The sequence below is a fragment of the Enterococcus cecorum genome (genome assembly GCF_052119425.1).
Lineage (GTDB): Bacteria > Bacillota > Bacilli > Lactobacillales > Enterococcaceae > Enterococcus_E > Enterococcus_E cecorum_C.
Genome location: NZ_JBQKFH010000010.1, coordinates 21,821 through 41,938, shown reverse-complemented (window position 1 = coordinate 41,938; position 20,118 = coordinate 21,821). Strand labels below are relative to the sequence as shown.

21 protein-coding genes are annotated in these 20,118 nt (G+C 36.0%); 4 read left to right on the top strand and 17 right to left on the bottom strand.

Features of this window, described 5'->3' with window-relative positions; all coding sequences use genetic code 11:
- Nucleotides 1-11: 11 nt before the first annotated feature.
- From accB to ACTQZM_RS03825, 10 genes are all read right to left on the bottom strand, one after another.
- The gene (gene accB / locus ACTQZM_RS03870) at nt 12-488 is read right to left on the bottom strand and encodes an acetyl-CoA carboxylase biotin carboxyl carrier protein (RefSeq protein ID WP_441652954.1); all 477 of its coding nucleotides are present in this window, start codon (nt 486-488) and stop codon (nt 12-14) included.
- Nucleotides 485-1,726: a beta-ketoacyl-[acyl-carrier-protein] synthase II gene (gene fabF, locus ACTQZM_RS03865; RefSeq protein WP_441652953.1), complete on the bottom strand. Its 1,242-nt coding sequence runs from the start codon at nt 1,724-1,726 to the stop codon at nt 485-487. Before fabF ends, accB begins: the two co-directional genes overlap by 4 nt.
- Nucleotides 1,727-1,737: 11 nt before the next feature.
- Nucleotides 1,738-2,472: a 3-oxoacyl-[acyl-carrier-protein] reductase gene (gene fabG, locus ACTQZM_RS03860; RefSeq protein ID WP_441652952.1), complete on the bottom strand. Its 735-nt coding sequence runs from the start codon at nt 2,470-2,472 to the stop codon at nt 1,738-1,740.
- A 10-nt stretch (nt 2,473-2,482) separates the two neighbouring features.
- Nucleotides 2,483-3,412: an ACP S-malonyltransferase gene (gene fabD / locus ACTQZM_RS03855; RefSeq protein WP_441652951.1), complete on the bottom strand. Its 930-nt coding sequence runs from the start codon at nt 3,410-3,412 to the stop codon at nt 2,483-2,485.
- 91 nt (nt 3,413-3,503) lie between these two features.
- Nucleotides 3,504-3,740 (bottom strand): acyl carrier protein, encoded by a 237-nt coding sequence (locus ACTQZM_RS03850; protein ID WP_441652950.1) that lies wholly within the window; start codon nt 3,738-3,740, stop codon nt 3,504-3,506.
- A 49-nt stretch (nt 3,741-3,789) separates the two neighbouring features.
- Entirely contained in the window at nt 3,790-4,755 is a 966-nt protein-coding gene (locus tag ACTQZM_RS03845) for a beta-ketoacyl-ACP synthase III (RefSeq protein WP_441652949.1), read from the bottom strand.
- A 17-nt stretch (nt 4,756-4,772) separates the two neighbouring features.
- On the bottom strand, nt 4,773-5,213 hold the full coding sequence (fabT, locus tag ACTQZM_RS03840) for a fatty acid biosynthesis transcriptional regulator FabT (protein ID WP_441652948.1): 441 nt from the start codon (nt 5,211-5,213) through the stop codon (nt 4,773-4,775).
- 212 nt (nt 5,214-5,425) lie between these two features.
- Nucleotides 5,426-5,656 (bottom strand): YkuJ family protein, encoded by a 231-nt coding sequence (locus ACTQZM_RS03835; protein WP_016252382.1) that lies wholly within the window; start codon nt 5,654-5,656, stop codon nt 5,426-5,428.
- An 89-nt stretch (nt 5,657-5,745) separates the two neighbouring features.
- A complete protein-coding gene (locus ACTQZM_RS03830; protein ID WP_441652947.1) occupies nt 5,746-6,627 on the bottom strand; it encodes an NAD(P)-dependent oxidoreductase in 882 nt (293 codons plus the stop codon).
- A gap of 88 nt (nt 6,628-6,715) precedes the next feature.
- Nucleotides 6,716-7,954, bottom strand: coding sequence for a glycosyltransferase family 4 protein (locus ACTQZM_RS03825; protein WP_441652946.1), 1,239 nt, complete (start codon nt 7,952-7,954; stop codon nt 6,716-6,718).
- A 144-nt stretch (nt 7,955-8,098) separates the two neighbouring features.
- Here ACTQZM_RS03825 and ACTQZM_RS03820 point away from each other — a divergent pair, with 144 nt between their 5' ends.
- The gene (locus ACTQZM_RS03820) at nt 8,099-9,079 is read left to right on the top strand and encodes a dipeptidase (RefSeq protein ID WP_441652945.1); all 981 of its coding nucleotides are present in this window, start codon (nt 8,099-8,101) and stop codon (nt 9,077-9,079) included.
- A complete protein-coding gene (locus ACTQZM_RS03815) occupies nt 9,076-9,720 on the top strand; it encodes a TMEM175 family protein (RefSeq protein WP_441652944.1) in 645 nt (214 codons plus the stop codon). The genes ACTQZM_RS03820 and ACTQZM_RS03815 overlap by 4 nt, the downstream gene beginning before the upstream one ends.
- A gap of 31 nt (nt 9,721-9,751) precedes the next feature.
- Here ACTQZM_RS03815 and ptsP read toward each other — a convergent pair whose 3' ends face one another.
- From ptsP to ACTQZM_RS03800, 3 genes are all read right to left on the bottom strand, one after another.
- Nucleotides 9,752-11,479, bottom strand: a complete 1,728-nt coding sequence (gene ptsP, locus ACTQZM_RS03810) for a phosphoenolpyruvate--protein phosphotransferase (protein WP_248625775.1) — start codon at nt 11,477-11,479, stop codon at nt 9,752-9,754.
- A complete protein-coding gene (locus tag ACTQZM_RS03805; protein WP_016252389.1) occupies nt 11,479-11,745 on the bottom strand; it encodes a phosphocarrier protein HPr in 267 nt (88 codons plus the stop codon). Before ACTQZM_RS03805 ends, ptsP begins: the two co-directional genes overlap by 1 nt.
- A 166-nt stretch (nt 11,746-11,911) precedes the next feature.
- Nucleotides 11,912-12,097 carry a hypothetical protein gene (locus ACTQZM_RS03800; protein WP_248625773.1) on the bottom strand — a complete coding sequence of 62 codons (186 nt, stop codon included), beginning with the start codon at nt 12,095-12,097 and terminating at the stop codon, nt 11,912-11,914.
- A gap of 226 nt (nt 12,098-12,323) precedes the next feature.
- On the opposite strand from ACTQZM_RS03800, the gene ACTQZM_RS03795 reads away from it, so the two are divergent.
- Together ACTQZM_RS03795 and ACTQZM_RS03790 are read left to right on the top strand one after the other, a co-directional pair.
- Nucleotides 12,324-14,513 (top strand): ATP-dependent Clp protease ATP-binding subunit, encoded by a 2,190-nt coding sequence (locus ACTQZM_RS03795; RefSeq protein ID WP_441652943.1) that lies wholly within the window; start codon nt 12,324-12,326, stop codon nt 14,511-14,513.
- 225 nt (nt 14,514-14,738) lie between these two features.
- A complete protein-coding gene (locus tag ACTQZM_RS03790; protein ID WP_113784004.1) occupies nt 14,739-15,041 on the top strand; it encodes a DUF1827 family protein in 303 nt (100 codons plus the stop codon).
- A gap of 54 nt (nt 15,042-15,095) precedes the next feature.
- Here the strand turns inward: ACTQZM_RS03790 and ACTQZM_RS03785 are convergent, their stop codons facing one another.
- The 4 genes from ACTQZM_RS03785 to ntdP form a co-directional block, all read right to left on the bottom strand.
- Nucleotides 15,096-16,676: a peptide chain release factor 3 gene (locus tag ACTQZM_RS03785; protein WP_441652942.1), complete on the bottom strand. Its 1,581-nt coding sequence runs from the start codon at nt 16,674-16,676 to the stop codon at nt 15,096-15,098.
- A gap of 107 nt (nt 16,677-16,783) precedes the next feature.
- Complete coding sequence (locus ACTQZM_RS03780; RefSeq protein WP_441652941.1) at nt 16,784-18,154, bottom strand: hemolysin family protein; 1,371 nt, start codon at nt 18,152-18,154, stop codon at nt 16,784-16,786.
- Nucleotides 18,155-18,334: 180 nt separating this feature from the next.
- Nucleotides 18,335-19,414: an AI-2E family transporter gene (locus ACTQZM_RS03775; protein WP_441652940.1), complete on the bottom strand. Its 1,080-nt coding sequence runs from the start codon at nt 19,412-19,414 to the stop codon at nt 18,335-18,337.
- An 84-nt stretch (nt 19,415-19,498) separates the two neighbouring features.
- Nucleotides 19,499-20,032 (bottom strand): nucleoside tri-diphosphate phosphatase, encoded by a 534-nt coding sequence (gene ntdP, locus ACTQZM_RS03770; protein WP_016252396.1) that lies wholly within the window; start codon nt 20,030-20,032, stop codon nt 19,499-19,501.
- Nucleotides 20,033-20,118: the final 86 nt, after the last annotated feature.

Here is a 20,118-nt window from a genome sequence, read left to right as displayed (position 1 = left end):
TAATACCATGTTTATCCCTCTTTTACTGTAAATAATACTTGGTTATATTCAACCATTTCTTCGTTGGAAACATTTATCTCAACAATCTCACCATCAACGTCACTAGTAATTTCATTCATGACTTTCATCGCTTCAATAATGCAGACAACTTCCCCTTTTTTGACCTTATCGCCAACTTGTTTAAAGGGGGCTTTGTCTGGAGATGGTTTTAAATAAGCCACTCCTACTAATGGCGATTGAATGGTCACGACATCTTCTATCACTTTGTTCGTACTTTCTGACGCTTGAACTGACGGAGTAGTGTTTTGAGAACTTGGTAATTCTGTCGCTCCCACTGATTCTTGTTGGATGGGACTAGAGTTAAGCACAACACGATTTTGCTCATTTTTACTTAGATAAAGCGAAAAATCTGCTTGCTTTAAATCAAATTCGCGAACATCAGAATCATTAAATAGCAAAAATAACTCTTTAATCTCTGCTAAATTCATGCTTCATCCTCCCATCGTTTCAATAAAATTACCGCATTATGGCCCCCAAAGCCAAGTGAATTACTCATCGCATAATCAAAAGAAGCATCCACTGCTTGATTTTTAACCACGTTAAGCGTAATTTCTGGGTCTTGATGAGTAACATTAATCGTTGGTGGAATAAATTGATGTTGCAATGCCAATAAAGTCGCCACTGCTTCAACACCACCAGCAGCACCAAGTAAATGACCTGTCATTGATTTTGTAGAACTTACATAAGTATTTAAATAATTTTCGCCCAAGCCATAATGAATCGCCACTGCCTCAGACTTATCATTCGCCGGTGTGCTAGTCCCATGTGCATTAATATAACCAATCTCATCAGGTGCGACATTGGCTTCTTTCATGGCTAACTTCATCGCTTTACCTGCCCCAGAACCATCTGGATTAGGCGCCGTCATATGATAAGCATCACAATTCGCCCCATAACCGACCACTTCACCCAAGATAGTCGCCTTTCGAGCTAAAGCATGTTCTAAAGATTCAAGAAGTAACACGCCAGCACCTTCTCCCATCACAAAGCCATTGCGATCAACATCAAACGGAATCGATGCATGGTTAGGATCCTCACTTGTTGATAGTGCAGTTAGGGAAGCAAAACCGGCAATCCCGATTTCACAAATAGTTGATTCCGAGCCACCCGCTAGCATAACATCTGCATAACCATGCTTAATATTACGAAAAGCCTCACCAATCGAATGCGTTCCGGATGCACAAGCGGTTACCGTAGTTGTACAAATTCCTTTTGCGCCCACACGCAAAGCAATATTTCCTGCAACCATATTCGTAATCGACATTGGGACAAAAAGAGGCGAAACACGTTTAGGGCCTTTTTCATTCATACGTGTTACTTGCTCCTGAATCGTAGGCAATCCGCCAATCCCTGAACCAACCATCACCCCAAAACGATCCTGATCAATTTTTTCTAAATCTAATTTTGCCATTTCCATCGCATCTAAAGCCGCATGGATACCATAAATCGAAAACAAATCCATCCGTTTTAAATCTTTTTTGACAAAATATTTTTCTAATGGGAAATCCTTGACCTCACCTGCTACATGTATTCCTGTCTGGCTAGCATCGAATTTCGTAATCGGGCCAATCCCATTTTTACCAGTTTTTAAACTATCTAAAAAGCTATCCGCATCATTACCAATTGGAGAAACAATACCATAGCCTGTAATTACGACACGAGTCACTTGAAACACTCCTATCCATTCATCACTAATCCACCATCAACATTAATCACTTGGCCTGTAATATAAGGACTCTTCGCTAAGAAAACTGCAGTATTTGCAATATCTTCTACTTGACCAAAATGTTGTAATGGTATGTTTTTTGTCATCTCTTCACGAATTTTGTCACTAAGCTCACTAGTCATATCCGTTTCGATAAACCCCGGAGCAATTGCATTACAAGTAATTTTGCGTGGGGCAATTTCCCGAGCGACTGTCTTCGTAAATCCGATTAACCCCGCTTTACTGGCTGCATAATTCGCTTGACCGACATTTCCCATTAATCCCGAAACGCTTGAAATATTAATAATCGTTCCTTTTCGTTGCTTTAACATACCTTTTAGTAATTGCTGTGTCATGTTAAAACTACCCGTTAAATTCACTTTCAAAACTTGTTCAAAATCTTGTTCATTCATTCTTAACAATAATTTATCATTAGTAATTCCCGCATTATTGACCAAAATAGTCACAGGCGCAAATTCATTTGCTTGTTTAACCATTTCTTTGACTTCCTCTGAATTAGAGATATCTCCAGAAATACCAATACACTCAACACCAAAAGCTCTTATTTCAGCAATAAGTATTTCACTAACCGGACGACGACCATTTAAAATAATATGAACACCTTGTTTAGCGAATGCCTTGGCAATTGCTAAGCCTATTCCTCTAGTACTACCTGTAATAAATGCAGTTTGTCCTTTTAATTCCATTTTTACCTCTTTATTTTCCTTTTTCCGCTAACAACACTTGCAACGTCTCTTCACTTTCAACTCGAAACATATGGATTGATTTATCAATTTTCTTTATAAATCCAGATAACACCTTTCCAGGGCCAACTTCAATCATTTCTGTAATTCCCATACTTTGTAATGTGGCGATACTTTCATAAAATCTAACCGGTGATTGAACCTGTAATTCTAGTAAATGGGCAATTTCTTCTTTAGACATCACTTTGGCAGTTGTATTGCTAATCACCGGAATCTTAGGCGCTTGAAAAGTCACTGTTTGAAATAATTCATGCAGTTGATCACCTGCAGATTGAAGTAAAGCAGTATGGAAAGGCCCACTCACATTTAACTCGATCATTCTTTTGACACCCGCACGATGTAATAAAGTCACCGCTTCATCTACCGCGTCCACTTCACCACCAATAACAATCTGGTTGGGCGTATTATAATTAGCTGGGGCAACCACTCCTAAATGACTCGCTTTTTGACAACATTCTTCTATGGTTTCAATGGGGGCATTCATTATTGCCACCATTTTACCTGTACCAGTCGGAGCGGCTTGTGTCATATACAGACCACGTTTTGCAACAATCTTTAGTGCAGTTGGAAAATCTAAAACCTCGCTAGCAACTAAGGCGCTATATTCACCTAGGCTCAATCCCATGACTGCATCTGGTTGTATTTGATATTCAGATAACAAACGTAAAATGGCCACACTAACCGTCAAAATTGCTGGTTGGGTATATTGCGTTAAATTTAATTGTTCATTTTTTTCAAAACATAACTTCTTCATATCTATACCCAAGATTTCACTTGCTTCATTAAACGTTTGATCGACAATCGGATATTTTTCAGCCAAATCGCGCCCCATTCCAAAATATTGTGCGCCTTGTCCACTGAATAGAAAAGCTGTTTTTTTCATCTCTAGCTCCTTACATTTACAAGGTGATATTTTGAGTTAACTTATTAATAGTGAAAAGACAGGAAATTGCGCTTCTCCTGTCTTTATTTGATTAATTTTGGTTATTTGCCACAAAGTTAACTAAATCTTCTACCGTTTGAATACCTTCTTCTGTTTCAATTTTGACATCAAATGCATCCTCAATTTCATTAATTACTTGGAATAAATCTAAGCTATCTGCATCTAAATCTTCTTGTAAATTCGTTGTTAATAGGATTTCTCCAGCTTCTTTATCTAATTCCTCTGCAACGATTTCTTGAATTTTTCCAAAAATTTCTTCTTTAGTCATTATATATTCCTCCAAAAATGTTTTTTCTAAATTTATTTGTTTACGATTTTTAAATGGTTGTTAAGATATGTCCGTAACTTAATCCCCCACCAAAACCGGAAAACACAAGCTTTTGTTTTGAGCCTATCTTAATAGTCCCTTTTTCCACTGACTCCGATAATAACAATGGAATCGATGCTGCTGAAGTATTGCCATAATATTCCATATTTTGCAAAAATTTATCACGGTCTACCTTCAATTTTTTCGCCATAATATCAAGAATTCTGACATTGGCTTGGTGCAAAAGAAAATAATCAATGTTTTCTTTCTCATCTCCCAAAAATTCATCTAGGCTATTTGCTACCGTTCGTGTCGTAAAATCAAAAATATCACGGCCGTTCATGGTTAACTTATCCGAAATCATTTCTTGGGATAAACTAAATGGACTCTGATTGGCAATAAACCCACTCGTTAATGACTGTGCATAATGGCCATCTGCATAACAGCGACTTTTGATAAGCCCAAATTTTTCACTCGAACGTACGAGTACTCCCGCGGCAGCATCACCAAATAAGACACTTGTTGTGCGATCTTGCCAATTCACTACTTTGCTTAAGGTCTCCCCACCGATAATCATTCCGACTTGACCCGCTGGCAAATCATGAAGCAATCCTTTAGCTGTGTGCAAGGCATAGACAAACCCCGCACAAGCAGCTGTAAGATCAAAAGCGAAGGCCTGATGCGCATTAATGGCTCCTTGAACTTGACAAGCAACCGATGGACTTTGATAATCAGGTGTCATCGTCGCCACAAGAATAAAACCAATTTGTTCAGGAGATATGTTAGCTTTATCCAATAGTTGACGTGCAACATTGATACATAGATCAGATGTATTTTCTGTTTCAACAATGTGGCGAGTCTTGATGCCTGTTCGCGAATAGATCCATTCATCAGAAGTATCCATCATTTTGGATAAATCTTCATTAGTCAGAACTTTTTTGGGAACATAATGTGCAGTTTGAAATATTTGCAACACAATGATACATCCTATTCTTACTTATAATCTTGTAAAAATGAATGCAAATTATTCAAAGCCTTGAGCAATGCTTGTGACTCCGCTTCATCCATTCCTACTAATATAGCCTTAATCATTTCGCGATGAAAATGTTGATGTACGCGATATAATAATCGGCCTTTTTTTGTCAAACCTAATTTCACTACCCGGCGATCATCTTCACTGCGAATTCTTTCCACATAGCCTTTTTTCACCAACTTATTAATGGCAATTGTCAAGGTACCCACAGTAATGGACAATTCTTTTGCAACTTCTGAGGTGGTCTTTTTCTTATACATACTAATCGCTTCAATCGTATGCATTTCGGTAATTGATAAATCGTTGAACTGGGATTTCTTCAGTTCTGATTCTTCAATAATCAAAATATCATTAAACACATCGACTAATAACTGATTAATTTGTTCGTAATTATTTTCCATATTGCTTTCACCTAGATAGTTTGATACTCAAAAGATTTGATAATCAAACTATATCTAATCTCCTTTCATTTTGCAAGCCTTTTTTGCAAATTTATTTAAAAAATTTTGATATTCAAAGTTTTTAAAGAACAAAGAAAAGATGCAAAATAACTATCGAATCAAGCTATCTTGCATCTTTGGATAAACTAAGACATGAATTTTTTCAGGCTTAATTATTGAATTAAATCATAAATTTCCATCGCCACGATATCGATGTTATCAAATTGGTATGGTTGATTTGATTCTGCTTCAGTTAATTCAAAAGTTTCTGTTGAGCTATCGTAAGTCACGATACATTTCTCAACACCTTCTTTTTCAAAACGACGAACTTGCACCTCACTATCTTGTGCTTCAATCATCGCTTCTAAACGTCTAATAATGGCGACTAATTGCGAACTTTTCATCCGGCAATCCTCCCTTTAATCATTTCTGTTATATTGTATCAAAAACCATTGGAACTTGCATTAATTTTCCGCAAATTCCTTACCTTTTTTTAAGGTTTTTTTCCTTCATGCCAGAATAATTTAATTAAACTTTGTGTGCCATCATTTTCAAAGCCTAACTCTGCCAGTTGTTCATACAATTCGTAAGCCTTTTGAGTTGCAGGTAAATTTAAATCCATCTTCTGCGCTTCATCTAAGGCAATTTTTAAATCCTTAATAAAATGCTTTACGAAAAATCCAGGTGTAAAGTCTTCTTTTAAGATACGTGGACTGTAATTAATCATTGACCAGTTAGATGCACTGCCACCAGCTAAAGTATCTAAGACTTGCTCTAAATTAAGGCCGGCTTTATTAGCATAGACTAACATTTCCGTCATACCAGTCATTGTTCCGGCAATCATAATTTGGTTGGCCATCTTAGTGTGTTGACCTTTTCCGGCAGTCCCTTGATAGTTAAAGGTTTTCCCAACAATTTCAAATAACGGTAAAATCTTATCATAAACCACACGATCCCCACCAACCATAATCGTTAAGGTCGCATTTTTCGCACCTAAGTCTCCACCAGAAACCGGAGCATCTAAGCTATCTGCACCTTTTTCTTTGGCTGTTTGATAAATTTTTTCAGCTAGCGTAGGGGTACTCGTCGTAAAATCAACCAAAACTTTTCCCTTCACATCTGCTTGAAAAATACCTTGAGGACCATAGTAAATTTCTTCTACATCTTTTGGATAACCAACCATAGTAAAAATAACTTCTGCTGATTCGGCTACCTTTTGTGGTGTTTCTGCCCAAATTGCACCATTAGCGACTAATTCATCTGTTTTTGATTTGGTACGATTATATACAAATAACTCGTGACCTGCTTTTTGTAAATGACCGGCCATCGCTTTACCCATCACACCCGTACCGATAAATCCTAATTTCATGTCCATTCCTTCTTTGCATTTTATTTTTCACAAATTTATTATACAAAAAGAAAGTATCTAAGACAAAGACAAAAACTTCATCTCAGATACTTTCCTATTTTTCTCTTGTAATTGAAGGTTTGATTGCGGATAGTTTTACCTTGATTTTTGCGATGGATGAGGATTTGGTTTTAATTTCTTTTTGTGCATATTCTGCCAAAACTTGCTGATAAAAAGCAAACATCGTATCACCAAAGCAATCAGCAGAAATACTATATAATTTATCTTTCAAAATTTGCTCATCCGGCTGGATACCTGAGTGAATATATTCCACTAAACATTCAGCAAAATCAGCATCTTCTTTAAAGGTTGCACCTAAACTAGGATGATTAATCAACGCATTTAAATAAGCATTCCCTTCCACAATAATCGGTGTACCTGCTGCCATAGATTCGGTATAAGTTAATCCTTGTGTCTCAGAAGTCGAGGCACTCACGAAATAATCGGCTGCACGATAATAATAGGCTACTTTATCATTTTCAACTTCACCAGTAAACTGCACATAATCTTGCAACCCTAAATCATGTACTTGTTTTTGCAGATTTTCAAGATATGGTCCCTTACCAACCACAACAAGACGAACATTGGGCATCATTAATAAGACTTGCGGCATTCCTTGAATAATAGCTTGAATATTTTTTTCATATGAAATACGACTTAAAGATAATAACATGATTTGATCTTCTTGAATACCTAAGTCTTTTCTTAATTGCGCAGTCATCTCTGAGGTAATATCCGGACGTACAAATCTTTCTAATTCAATCCCCGTCGGAATCACTTTTAACGGTCGGGTCACACCGTAATCTATCAAAGTCTGACTTACCCTTTCACTCGGACACACGACAGCATCCGTATGATTTGCGTATAATCGGGTTAGATAACGTACATGACTTTTGCGAATGACTTTACCTTTGGCGATATAATGCAAATAATCCTCATACATTGTGTGATAGGTATGGATAACAGGAATTTTTAATTTTCTAGCAACTAATTGTCCAAGCAAACCAACCCCAAATTCTGTCTGGGTATGAATCAAATCTAATCCTTTTTCTTTGGCAATTTGATAAGCATCAATCATTCCCCTAACCACAATACGTCGATCTGTAAAAGAAATAAAAGGGACACTTGGCATACGAATAATTTGTGGATCATCAACCGTGACATTCGGATCAGTAGTTGTAAAGATATAGACTTCATTTCCTAAACGTTCTAATTGGTCTTTTAACGTCTTAATAGAAGTCGCTACACCACTTACTTGTGGAAAATACGAATCAGTAAATAGCCCAATTTTCAACCATTCCACCTCTTTTCAAAATCTTTCAAAACGATTATACCATATTTTTCTGAAATTTTTTGTCGTCCTTTAGTCTTAATTTCCATTTTTCAAAATATTTTTCAAGTGCTATACTAGAATCAAAAATTAAAAGGAATGATGAATATGCCGATTATTGACTTGCACTGTGATACAATCATGAAACTTTACGAAAACAAAAATAGCCATCTTGTAGAAAATCATTTTCAAATTGACCTAAAACGACTCCAACAAAATGATTTCTTGTTGCAAACTTTTGCGATTTTTCTAGATAAAAGGCATTATCCTAACCGCAAAGAAACGGCCTTAGAAATGTACCAGCGTTTCATCAAAGAGCTAGAAAAATATCCAGCTACAATTGGTCTCATCAAATCTCAGACTGACTATTATAAAAATAAAGCAAAGAAGCGAATCAGTGCATTATTAACCCTTGAGGAAGGCGGGATTCTAGAAGGAAACATCGAAAATTTAGAGGAATTTTTTCAACTTGGTGTACGCTTAATTACTTTAACTTGGAACTATCCGAATGAAATTGGCACGCCGAATATCCTATATTGGGACAAAGAAAAGCAAATTTTAGCAGATAACCAGACAGGCTTAACTAAATTTGGCTTTACTTGTATCGAAAAAATGAATGTCTTACACATGATTATTGATTTATCTCATGCTAGTGATCAAGTCGCTAATGATGTATTGGCTTCATCTGCTCAAGGAATAGTCGCTAGCCACTCAAACGCGCGAAAATTAACGCCTCATCCTAGAAATTTAAGCGATGAACTGATTCGAAAAATTGCCGATAAAAATGGACTGATTGGGGTAAATTTCTTTGATCAATTTCTAAAACTCAAACAACCAGCAGATCTACCCACGGCGATTAGCGAACATTTATGGTATATGTATCGATTAGTTGGCGAAAATCACTTATGTTTTGGCTCGGATTTCGATGGTATTCCTGTTCATCCAGACTTAAGCGATGTCAACAGCTTTTCAAAAATTATCCAGGCACTTAAGCAAAAAGGATTTTCAACTCGACAAATTGAGAAAATCAGCTATCAAAATGCCGAAAACTTTTTACTACATTATTTACCAAAAGGAGAAGTGAAATGAGCAAGTTAAAAGAACGTTTCGATACTTTAAGCGATGCGATTATTGCTATCATCATGACGGTTTTAGTACTAGAAATTACCGTTCCACACAATACGACTGAATTGATTGGTTTATTTGAAGAAATTAGTTTATTTATCATTAGTTTTATTATATTAATCGACTTTTGGTATCAACGCACCAATTTGATGAATTTAGCAAAACAAACCACACATCAAGCTTTTGTGGTGGATGTCTTATTTCACCTAAGTTTATCCTTATTTCCAATTGCGGTTAAAATGTTAGTCAATTATCCAAATCCAACCATTAGCATTCTATTTTTTGGAAGCATCAATTTAATCGCTGCCCTCCTTTATCATTTGCTTGCTTTGATTATTGTCAAAAATGAATTAAGCACACGGCAATGGCAAAAATCAACATTTATCCATCATTGGTTAGCGAAAAGAACGGTATTTGTCTTTTTATTCGATATCATTTTGCTTGGTATCGCCTTAATTATTCCAAAATATGGCATCTTCATCTACTTTCTAACACCGATATTTGAATTTATCGCAAATTACCGTAAAGGCATCCGTTTTGAAGAACTGATTAAACAGGTGAAAGCTAATTTGCCGCAAAATTCAACCAGTACAAAAAAAGACTAGGCCAATAACCTAGTCTTTTAATATACAGATATTATTTTACATATTCGTTGATTAATTCAACTACATCTTCCATTGTATCGCAGTCATTTAACGCGCGGTCAGCTAATTCTTTCATCTTAGCTGAATCTAAACGTTTCATTAAGCTACGAGTCTTAAGAACTGAAGTCGCACTCATTGAGAACTCATCTAAGCCCATACCCACAAGTAACGGCACAGCAGTTTGGTCGCCGGCCATTTCTCCACACATACCAGCCCATTTGCCTTCTGCATGTGCTGCATCAATTACGTTCTTAATTAAACGTAAGATAGATGGGTTATATGGTTGATATAGATAAGATACACGTTCACTCATACGGTCAGCAGCCATAGAGTATTGAATTAAATCGTTTGTACCGATACTGAAGAAATCAACTTCTTTAGCAAATTTATCAGCTAAAACAGCTGCAGCAGGAATTTCAATCATGATACCTACTTGGATAGCATCTGAAACTGCTACACCTTCAGCAACTAATTTTGCTTTTTCTTCTTCAAACATCTTCTTAGCTGCTCTGAATTCTTTAAGCGTTGCAACCATTGGGAACATAATACGTAAAGTACCATACACGCTTGCACGTAATAAAGCACGTAATTGTGTTCTAAACATTGCATCGCCAAGTTCAGATAAGCTAATACGTAATGCACGGTAACCTAAGAATGGATTCATTTCATGTGGTAAATCAAGATATGGTAATTCTTTATCTCCACCGATATCCATTGTACGAACAACAACAGGTTTACCATCCATACCTTCTAATACTGCTTTATATGCTTCAAACTGATCTTCTTCTGATGGGAAGTCAGGTGAATCCATATACAAGAATTCTGTACGGTATAAACCTACAGCTTCAGCACCATTACTATGAACACCTGCTAAATCTTTTGGTGTACCAATATTTGCAGCTAATTCAAAATGCTTGCCATCAGCCGTCTCTGTTCTCTCATTTTTTAATTTTTCCCATTCAGCTTTTTGGGTAGCGTAGTCTTCACCAGCTTTGATAAAGGCCGCTTGTTGTTCTTCAGTTGGATGTACAATTGCTTCTCCAGTAATACCATTTACGGCAATCAAGTCACCAGCGTTTACTTTCGAAGTAACTGAATTTGTTCCTACAATCGCAGGAATTTCTAAAGAACGAGCCATAATAGCTGAGTGAGATGTGCGTCCACCAATATCAGTGATGAACGCTTTAACGAATTTACGGTCTAATTGTGCAGTATCACTTGGTGTCAAATCGTGAGCTACAACAATAACTTCTTCGTTAATCATTGCAGGGCTTGGAAGTACTACATTCAATAAATGAGCTAATACACGCTTAGTCACGTCTTTAATATCAGCAGCACGTTCCTGCATATATTTGTTATCTTCCATACCTTCAAAAATAGCAATAAAATTATCTGTTACTTCTTTTAAGGCAGCCTCAGCATTAATTTTATTCGATTTTATTGACTCTTTAATCTGAGAAATCATCTCTGGGTCTGATAAAACCATTAAATGTGCGTCAAACACAGCCGCTTCTTTTTCACCTAAAGTACTTGCTGCTTTAGCGCGAATTTGTTCTAACTCAGCTCTTGATTGTGCTAAAGCATCGTCCAAGCGAACAAATTCTGCATCAATATCCTCAACATTGGCTTTGGTAAATGATAAATTTGGCTCGACCAATAAATAAGCCTTAGCTACAGCAACACCATCACTTGCGGCGATTCCTTTTAGCATTTCAACCATTAGTTAGACAAACCTTCTTTAACCATTGTTTCGGTAATAGCTGCGATTGCTTCTTTTTCATCAGCACCTTCAGCTGAAATAGTAACATCAGCACCTTGACCAACACCTAAAGACATAACGCCCATGATTGATTTAAGGTTAACAGATTTACCTTTGTATTCTAAGTTGATATCTGAAGCAAACTTGCTTGCAGTTTGTACTAATAATGTTGCAGGACGAGCGTGAATTCCTGTGTCAGCAACTACGTTAAATGATTTTTTTTCCATATGAATCGATCTCCTTTATTGAAAGAAATATTATTGTTAGGGTTTTCTTTTTTATCAGCAAATACTTACTGCATTACGTAACACCCTTTCCTTGACTAGATTACCATTTTTTTTGCATTTAGACAACTGTTTTTGAACAATTTATTTAGAATGTGTGATGATTCATTTATTTTTTTATTCTATATATGATACGTCCCTTTAGACCTGCTTCGCCCACAACATCATTTCTATTAGATAATTTTAACCAAGCCTCTCTAAAGTTGAAGTATTCAGCTTGTTCCACTACCAAGTCTTGAATTGTACCATCTAATAATTGCTTCAACAGCACTTCAAACTCTTCTGTTGTTTTCATGAAACTTTCACTCCTTTCTTACATCTTGTTGTTATATTTATCTAGTTTACGATAGATTCATCACCACTTTTATTATATCGACTTTAAAAAAATTGAAAAGAACGAAAAAATATCTTTGAGAGCATGTTTCTTGCTTAATTAAGAAAAAAAAGTATAATAAAATCATAAGGTCAATATTGGTCAAACAATAATGGCTGAATACATATTTTAGTAAAGGATGATGTCCATGAATTGCCAAAACTGTGGTAAAAACGAAGCAACCATCCACCTATATACAAGTGTCAATGGTCAAAAAAGACAATTTGATTTATGTCAAAATTGCTATCAAAAGCTAAAAGCAAATCAAGGAAGCATGAATCAAAATATGTATCAAGATCCATTTGGCTTTAGTAATTTTGATGATTTATTAAGTCAATTTTCAAGACAAATGCAACAAAATCCTCAAAATCAACAAGTCCCACCTACTCAAAGTGGTTTTATGGGTGGTCAACCTCCACGACAAGGACAAAACGGAGGAAATGGCTTGCTTGATCAATTTGGTGTAAATATTACCCAACAAGCACGTGATGGAAAAATTGATCCAGTCATTGGTCGTGATCAAGAAATTAATCGTGTCATTGAAATTTTAAATCGTCGAAATAAAAATAATCCAGTACTTATTGGCGAACCAGGTGTTGGTAAAACCGCTGTTGTTGAAGGATTAGCCTTAAAAATCGTTGCTGAAGAAGTACCTCAAAAATTACAAGGAAAAGAAGTTATTCGCTTAGATGTAGCCTCTTTAGTTCAAGGTACAGGCATTCGCGGTCAATTTGAAGAACGCATGCAACAATTGATTCAAGAAGTTACGAATGCCGATAATATTATTCTTTTCATTGATGAAGTACATGAAATTGTCGGTGCAGGTTCAGCTGGTGAAGGTGCATTAGACGCAGGTAATATATTAAAACCTTCCCTTGCGCGTGGTGAATTACAGCTAATTGGTGCAACTACATTAAATGAGTACCGTATGATTGAAAAAGATCCTGCACTTGAGCGTCGGATGCAACCAGTCCAAGTTGACGAACCAAGTGTTGAGGAAACGATTACCATCTTAAAAGGGATTCAAAAACGCTACGAAGATTATCATCATGTAAAATACACAGATGAAGCAATCGAACAAGCGGCTATTCTTTCTAACCGTTATATTCAAGATCGCTTCCTACCAGATAAAGCAATTGATTTACTCGACGAAGCTGGATCTAAAAAGAATTTAACCATTGCTTTTGTCGATCCTAAGTCGATTGAAAAGAAATTAGACTATGCGCAACAACAAAAACGGGAAGCCTCTCAAGAAGAAGACTTTGAAAAAGCTGCTTATTACCGCGATCAAATCACAAAACTTGAAAAATTGATGAAAACTCAAGTAGAAGATGAAGAAATGCCTTTTGTGACTGAAAAGGACATGGAAAAAATCGTGGAAGAAAAAACAGGTATTCCTGTTGGTGATTTGAAAGAAAAAGAACAAACGCAATTGAAAAACCTGGCAGATGATTTGAATAAACGGGTTATTGGTCAGGAAGAAGCCGTCGAAAAAGTAAGTAAAGCCATCCGTCGTAATCGCATCGGCTTAGGTAAAGTGAATCGACCAATCGGCTCTTTCCTATTTGTTGGTCCAACTGGTGTGGGTAAAACCGAATTAGCCAAACAATTGGCCTATGAATTATTTGGATCAACTGATGCAATGATTCGTTTTGATATGTCTGAATACATGGAAAAACACAGCGTTTCTAAATTAATTGGTTCCCCACCAGGATATGTTGGCTATGAAGAAGCTGGACAATTAACTGAAAAAGTTCGTCGAAATCCTTATAGCTTAATTTTATTAGACGAAATCGAAAAGGCGCATCCAGATGTATTACACATGTTCCTACAAATTCTAGATGATGGTCGCCTTACAGATGCTAAAGGTCGCACAGTCAGCTTTAAAGATACGATTATCATTATGACAAGTAATGCAGGTGCTGGTAAGATTGAGGCAAGTGTTGGTTTTGGTGCAGCTATCGAGGGCCGTACAAAATCAGTTCTTGGCCAATTGAACCAATTCTTTACTCCGGAATTTCTCAACCGTTTTGATGGCATCGTTGAATTTAAAGCATTATCAAAAGAAAATCTATTATTGATTCTTGATTTAATGCTTTCAGAAGTCAATGAACAATTAGCACGTCAAGAAATTCATGTAGACGTAGATAATGCCGTGAAGGAAAAATTAGTGGAATTCGGCTATAACCCAGCGATGGGAGCCCGTCCACTACGCCGCGTCATTCAAGATAAAATTGAAGATCAAGTTGCTGAATGTTACCTTGATAATCCAAATAAAAAACATATGCAAGCCATCTTAAATGATAATGACGAGATTATTGTAAAAACGGTTGAATAATATTATTAATATTGCAGCTATCTTTAGTTATTCTATTTGATAGCTGCATTTATTAATTTATTTTTATAACTAACATTACATAATTATGATATAAATCTTTTGTGAATGATTTCATAGTTTTTTCATAGTTGTAAAATATTTTTGAATTTACGTTTTAAATAGTTTAATTTTCTTCAAAATTCATTTATAATGGACTTAGGGAAAAGTAGATCAGAGGTGAGTACCATGAAACTTATCAATGTCACAAATAGTCATTCACGATTGGTAATGAGTCAATTGGAAAGCACTGATGCTGAATTAGTGAAAGTATACACAGCTGGCGATACACTTGTAATTTACACCTTAGCACCCACCCATGTTGAAATTTTACTTTATAATAATAAACGTAAAATTAGACATAGTGAAATTGAAGAAATCCGCAATTATTTTATCCAAAAATTACCTGAAAATAGTTTTAACGAAAATGAAATCAAAGTATTGGATTCAGAAGGATTAATCGAAATTTCTATCCCTAAAAAAGCATCTTAATTTAGACTCATTTACCAAAAAGAGCCGCCTTAATCCCGGGCGACTCTTTTTATTTTATAGTAGACTTTTTAGTTCAACATTTGGATATTTATCCGCAAACCAACGCATCGCAAACTCATTTTCAAACAAGAATAATGGTTGATCAAAACGATCCTTAGCCAAAATATTTCGACTAGAACTCATCTTTTCGTCTAAATCTTCCGGCTTAATCCAACGCGCAATTTTATTCCCCATTTGCGTCATGACGACTTCAGCATTATACTCATTTTTCATACGATATTGGAATACTTCAAATTGTAATTGACCCACTGCTCCAATAATGTATTCATCAGTCAGATATGTTTTATATAATTGAATGGCCCCTTCTTGAACTAACTGATAGATGCCTTTATGGAATGATTTTTGCTTCATGACATTTTTAGCTGTCACACGCATAAAGATTTCTGGCGTAAAAGATGGTAACTCTTCAAACTGCACTTTTAACTTACCCTCAGTTAAAGTATCCCCAATTTGGTAATTTCCAGTATCATAAACCCCAATAATATCACCGGCCACCGCTTCTTCAATGTTTTCGCGAGTATCTGCCATAAATTGGGTAACGTTACTTAATTTCATCTTTTTACCAGTACGCTGTAAAGTGACATCCATCCCACGTTCAAATGTTCCGGAACAAATTCGCACAAAAGCAATTCGGTCACGATGGGCTGGATTCATATTGGCTTGAATCTTAAAGACAAATCCTGAAAATTCTTCGGTCATTGGATCTAATAATTCGCCATCAACCGTCTTATGTGCATGTGGAGCTGGTGCAAACTGTAAGAAAGTTTCTAAAAATGTTTGTACACCAAAGTTTGTTAAAGCAGAGCCGAAGAATACCGGCGTCTGATCACCTCTAGCAATCTTTTCTTCATCAAAGGCATCTCCAGCTTCTTTTAGTAACTCAACCTCTTCTAACACTTGTTGGTAAATGCTATTTTGCGTTAATGGATGATTGGCGTCGATTTCACCATTTTCATCAAGCGGGATAAAACGTTCATTATCATAGCTTTCTGGACGATACAATTCAATACGATGGTTGAAACGGTCATATAACCCTTCCAATCCTTTTCCCATCCCGATTGGCCAATTCATTGGATAAGATTCGATATTTAGCAATTCTTCCAGTTCTTCTAATAAATCTAATGGTTCACGGCCATCACGGTCTAATTTATTAATAAAAGTAAAAATTGGAATCCCACGTTTTTTAACAACTTGGAATAGTTTTTTAGTTTGTGCTTCGATCCCCTTCGCACTATCAATCACCATGACTGCACTATCTACAGCCATTAATGTTCGATAAGTATCTTCAGAAAAATCTTCGTGTCCAGGTGTATCCAAAATATTCACACGTTTACCATCATAATCAAACTGCATGACTGAACTCGTTACTGAAATCCCACGTTGTTTCTCAATTTCCATCCAGTCAGATTTTGCAAAGTTCCCAGTCTTTTTCCCTTTAACCGTACCTGCTTGACGAATTGCGCCACCAAAAAGTAAAAGCTGCTCGGTGATGGTTGTTTTACCAGCATCCGGGTGAGAAATAATCGCAAAAGTACGGCGGCTGTTCATTTGTTCCTTTTGTTTTGGATTATGCATCTTTGTCTTCGTTCCTTTCAAATAAATATACATACCTTGCTATTTTAGCATAGCTTTAGACAAACAAAAAGAGAAACCACACAAAATTGCATGATTTCTCGAAATGATTAACGTCTTGGTTCATCTTCTTCAAATTCTTTGCGGAATAAGCGACGTTCTTCTTCTGGCTCGACTGATTTTTCTTCATGGAAGATGGCCCGTAATTTTAGTAAACGTGTACCTTCCATCTCTTCAGCTATCAAAGTCACATTATCAACATCAAAGGATAATTGCTCTCCTTGATCAGGAATCGTACCTAGCGCTGTAATTAAATAGCCAGCCATTGTATCCACATCAGACATGTGCAAATCTGTTTCAAAAAGTTCATTAAACTCTTCAATAAGCATACGTCCTTGGATAATATATTCATTATCATTTACTTTTTCATATAGGGTTTCGACTTCATCCGATTCATCATCGATTTCACCAACGATTTCCTCTAATAAATCTTCTAATGTGACAATACCAACCACACCACCATATTCATCAAGTAAAATAGACATTTGATTTTGGGTCTTCTTCAATTCATAAAGCAAGTCATCAATGAAAATGGTTTCCGGTACAAATAAAGGCTCCTGCAATAGCTTTTTAAGATTTAAATTTTCAAATCCAGACTTAAAGGCACCTTTTAATAGGTTTTTTGTATGTAAGATTCCGATAATTTTATCTTTATCATCATCATAAACCGGAATTCTTGAAAAGTTTTCAGATAATATTTCACTTACAATTTCATCGATTGGACGGTTAATATCCACCATAAAGGCATCGGTCCGTGGAACCATGACTTCACGAGCCACTTTTGTATCAAGCGAGAATACCCCTTGTACCATTTCGAGCTCGTCATCTTCTAAGACACCTTCATTTTCTAACATATAACGCATTTCATCACGCGTCATCTTAGAATCTTCATCATCAAAATCCATAGGTGTAAGTTTAGCTAAAAGTGAAGTTGAAGCAGAAAGCAACCACACAAAAGGTTTCGCTACAATTCCTAATAAACGGATTGTACCAGAAGTTAAGTTGGCCACTTCTTCTGACTTATTCATCGCAATTCGTTTTGGATATAACTCACCAAAAACGATAGAGACAAAAGTTAATATCGCTAAAACAATCACACTAGCAATATTTTTAGCTGCTGCACCACCACCTAATAAAGGTGCTAAACGATTGGCTAAATTATCTGCCAAAGAAGCCCCTGACAAGATGTTAACCAAAGTGATACCTACTTGAATCGTTGATAGAAAATTCGTAGGTTCAGCAATAATTTTTAATAATTTTTTTGCTTTGACATCACCTTCATCAGCTTTTTGCTCGAGACGATTACGGTTCACTGAAACAACAGCAATCTCTGAAGCTGCCAAGAAGGCATTTATTAATGTTAAAACAACTAATAGTAAAATTTGCGCTAAAAGCGACTGACTCTCGGGGTCAGCATTCATAGTATTATCGCTCTCCTTAAAAATAATATAATATAGAAAAAAAGCGTGGAATAAACCACGCTAAAATCGTACCATAAACTTGCTCAATTTGCAATCTAGAAAAACATAATTTATACAAATTGCAAGATTCGTGGCATTATTTTCATTCAGTAAACTTTAAACATTCCTTTTAATGCAAGCTTATTCTTTCAGCATACGATATCCAAAAGCTAAAACTGTACGCCCAATCGCATATAAAGGCACGCCTAAAAAGATACCTAATAAACCAGCTAGATTGCCTGCGACTAATAAAATGATAATAATCGTTAATGGATGGATAGATAAAGATTTTCCGATAACGTTTGGATAAATGACGTTAGAATCAATTTGTTGGACAACTAATACGACACCACAACAAATAATGGCTTGAAGTGGATTATTAAAAATAGTGACCACTATAGCCGGTAATAAGCCTAGATAAGGACCCAAGTAAGGCACTAAATTCGTGATACCAGCAATCACGCCTAATAAGAATGCATATTTAATGCCAAAAATCATATAACCTAAAAAAGTAAAAGTTCCGACAAAAAGACACTCTATCATCTGTCCGCTAATATAATTGGCTAAGGTCTGATTCATTTCTTTTAACAAATTTGCCACTGATTCTTTACGTTTTTCTGACACAAAGCGCAAAATATTAGGCACCGCACGATGACCATCTTTAAGCATATAAAACAAAATAAATGGAACGGTAATAATCAACATGGCCGCAGAAGCAATCGTTGAAAAGACAGAACCTAGACTAATGGCCACCCCACTCATAAACTTCTGAATAATTGTGCCATAGGATAAGTTGAGTTTTGCGAGCTCTTGATTGATATCTAAATGTTTTAAAGTTTCATTTTTAGCTAGGCCTTTAATTGCCAACTCGATTTGCTGAATCAGATCCGGAATATTTGCGGCTAATTGCGTTAATTGTTTAATTAAGTTTGGAATGACAGCCATCACGACCAAAGCAAGCACACCAATCAGCAATAAGAAAACAACAATAATCGCGAAAATCCGTTTTATTTTTAATTTTTCAGTTAAAAATTCCACTAGAGGATTTAGCATATAATACAGAAATCCCGAAATTAAGATTGGCGCAAATAAAGTTGAAAAAAATACGCCTAATGGTTTTAATAGGAAATCAACTTTGGTCAATACAAAAACAAGTGTGGCTAATACTAATAATTCGACGGACCAAAAAAATAGCTTAGATTGCCTTAATTTTTCAAACATGGTTTACCTCCCTTTTTTTCAATATTATAACTGATTTTGTCGGCAAAAAAAAGATGAGTAAAATAATTACCCATCTTTTTTTCATCATTTTTGCGACAATTGCTTGTAGCGGTTATACCAAATATCGACGTAGCTATCTGAGAAGGGACCTTTACCATTATTAATCCAATCAACTAAAATTTTGACATTTTCCTTTAAGATAAAATCAATGTCTTGTGGATAATGCATAATCTTACTATGTAATTCATATTCATCCACATCTAACAAGCGTTTCTCTCCATCAGGAAAAACTTTAATATCCAAATCATAATCAATATACTTCAACGCTTCCTCATCTAAAAGGAATGGTGAAGCCAAATTGCAATAATATGACACTCCCTTTTCTCTAATCATTGCTATTATATTGAACCAATACTTCTTATGAAAATACACAATGGCTGGCTCTCTGGTTACCCAACGCCGGCCATCTGATTCAGTCACAAGGGTATGGTCATTTACGCCGATAATTGAATGCTCACTAGTCTTCAATACCATTGTATCACGCCACGTTCGATGCAATTTGCCGTCATGTTTGTAGCTTTGAATGCTGACAAACTCACCTTCTTTTGGTATTCGCATCTTAACCCTTCCCTCAGCAGCTTTTTGTGCATTTGTTCGGGTGTTATCCACCTACGTCAAAATCATTATAGCAATAATTTGCGTAA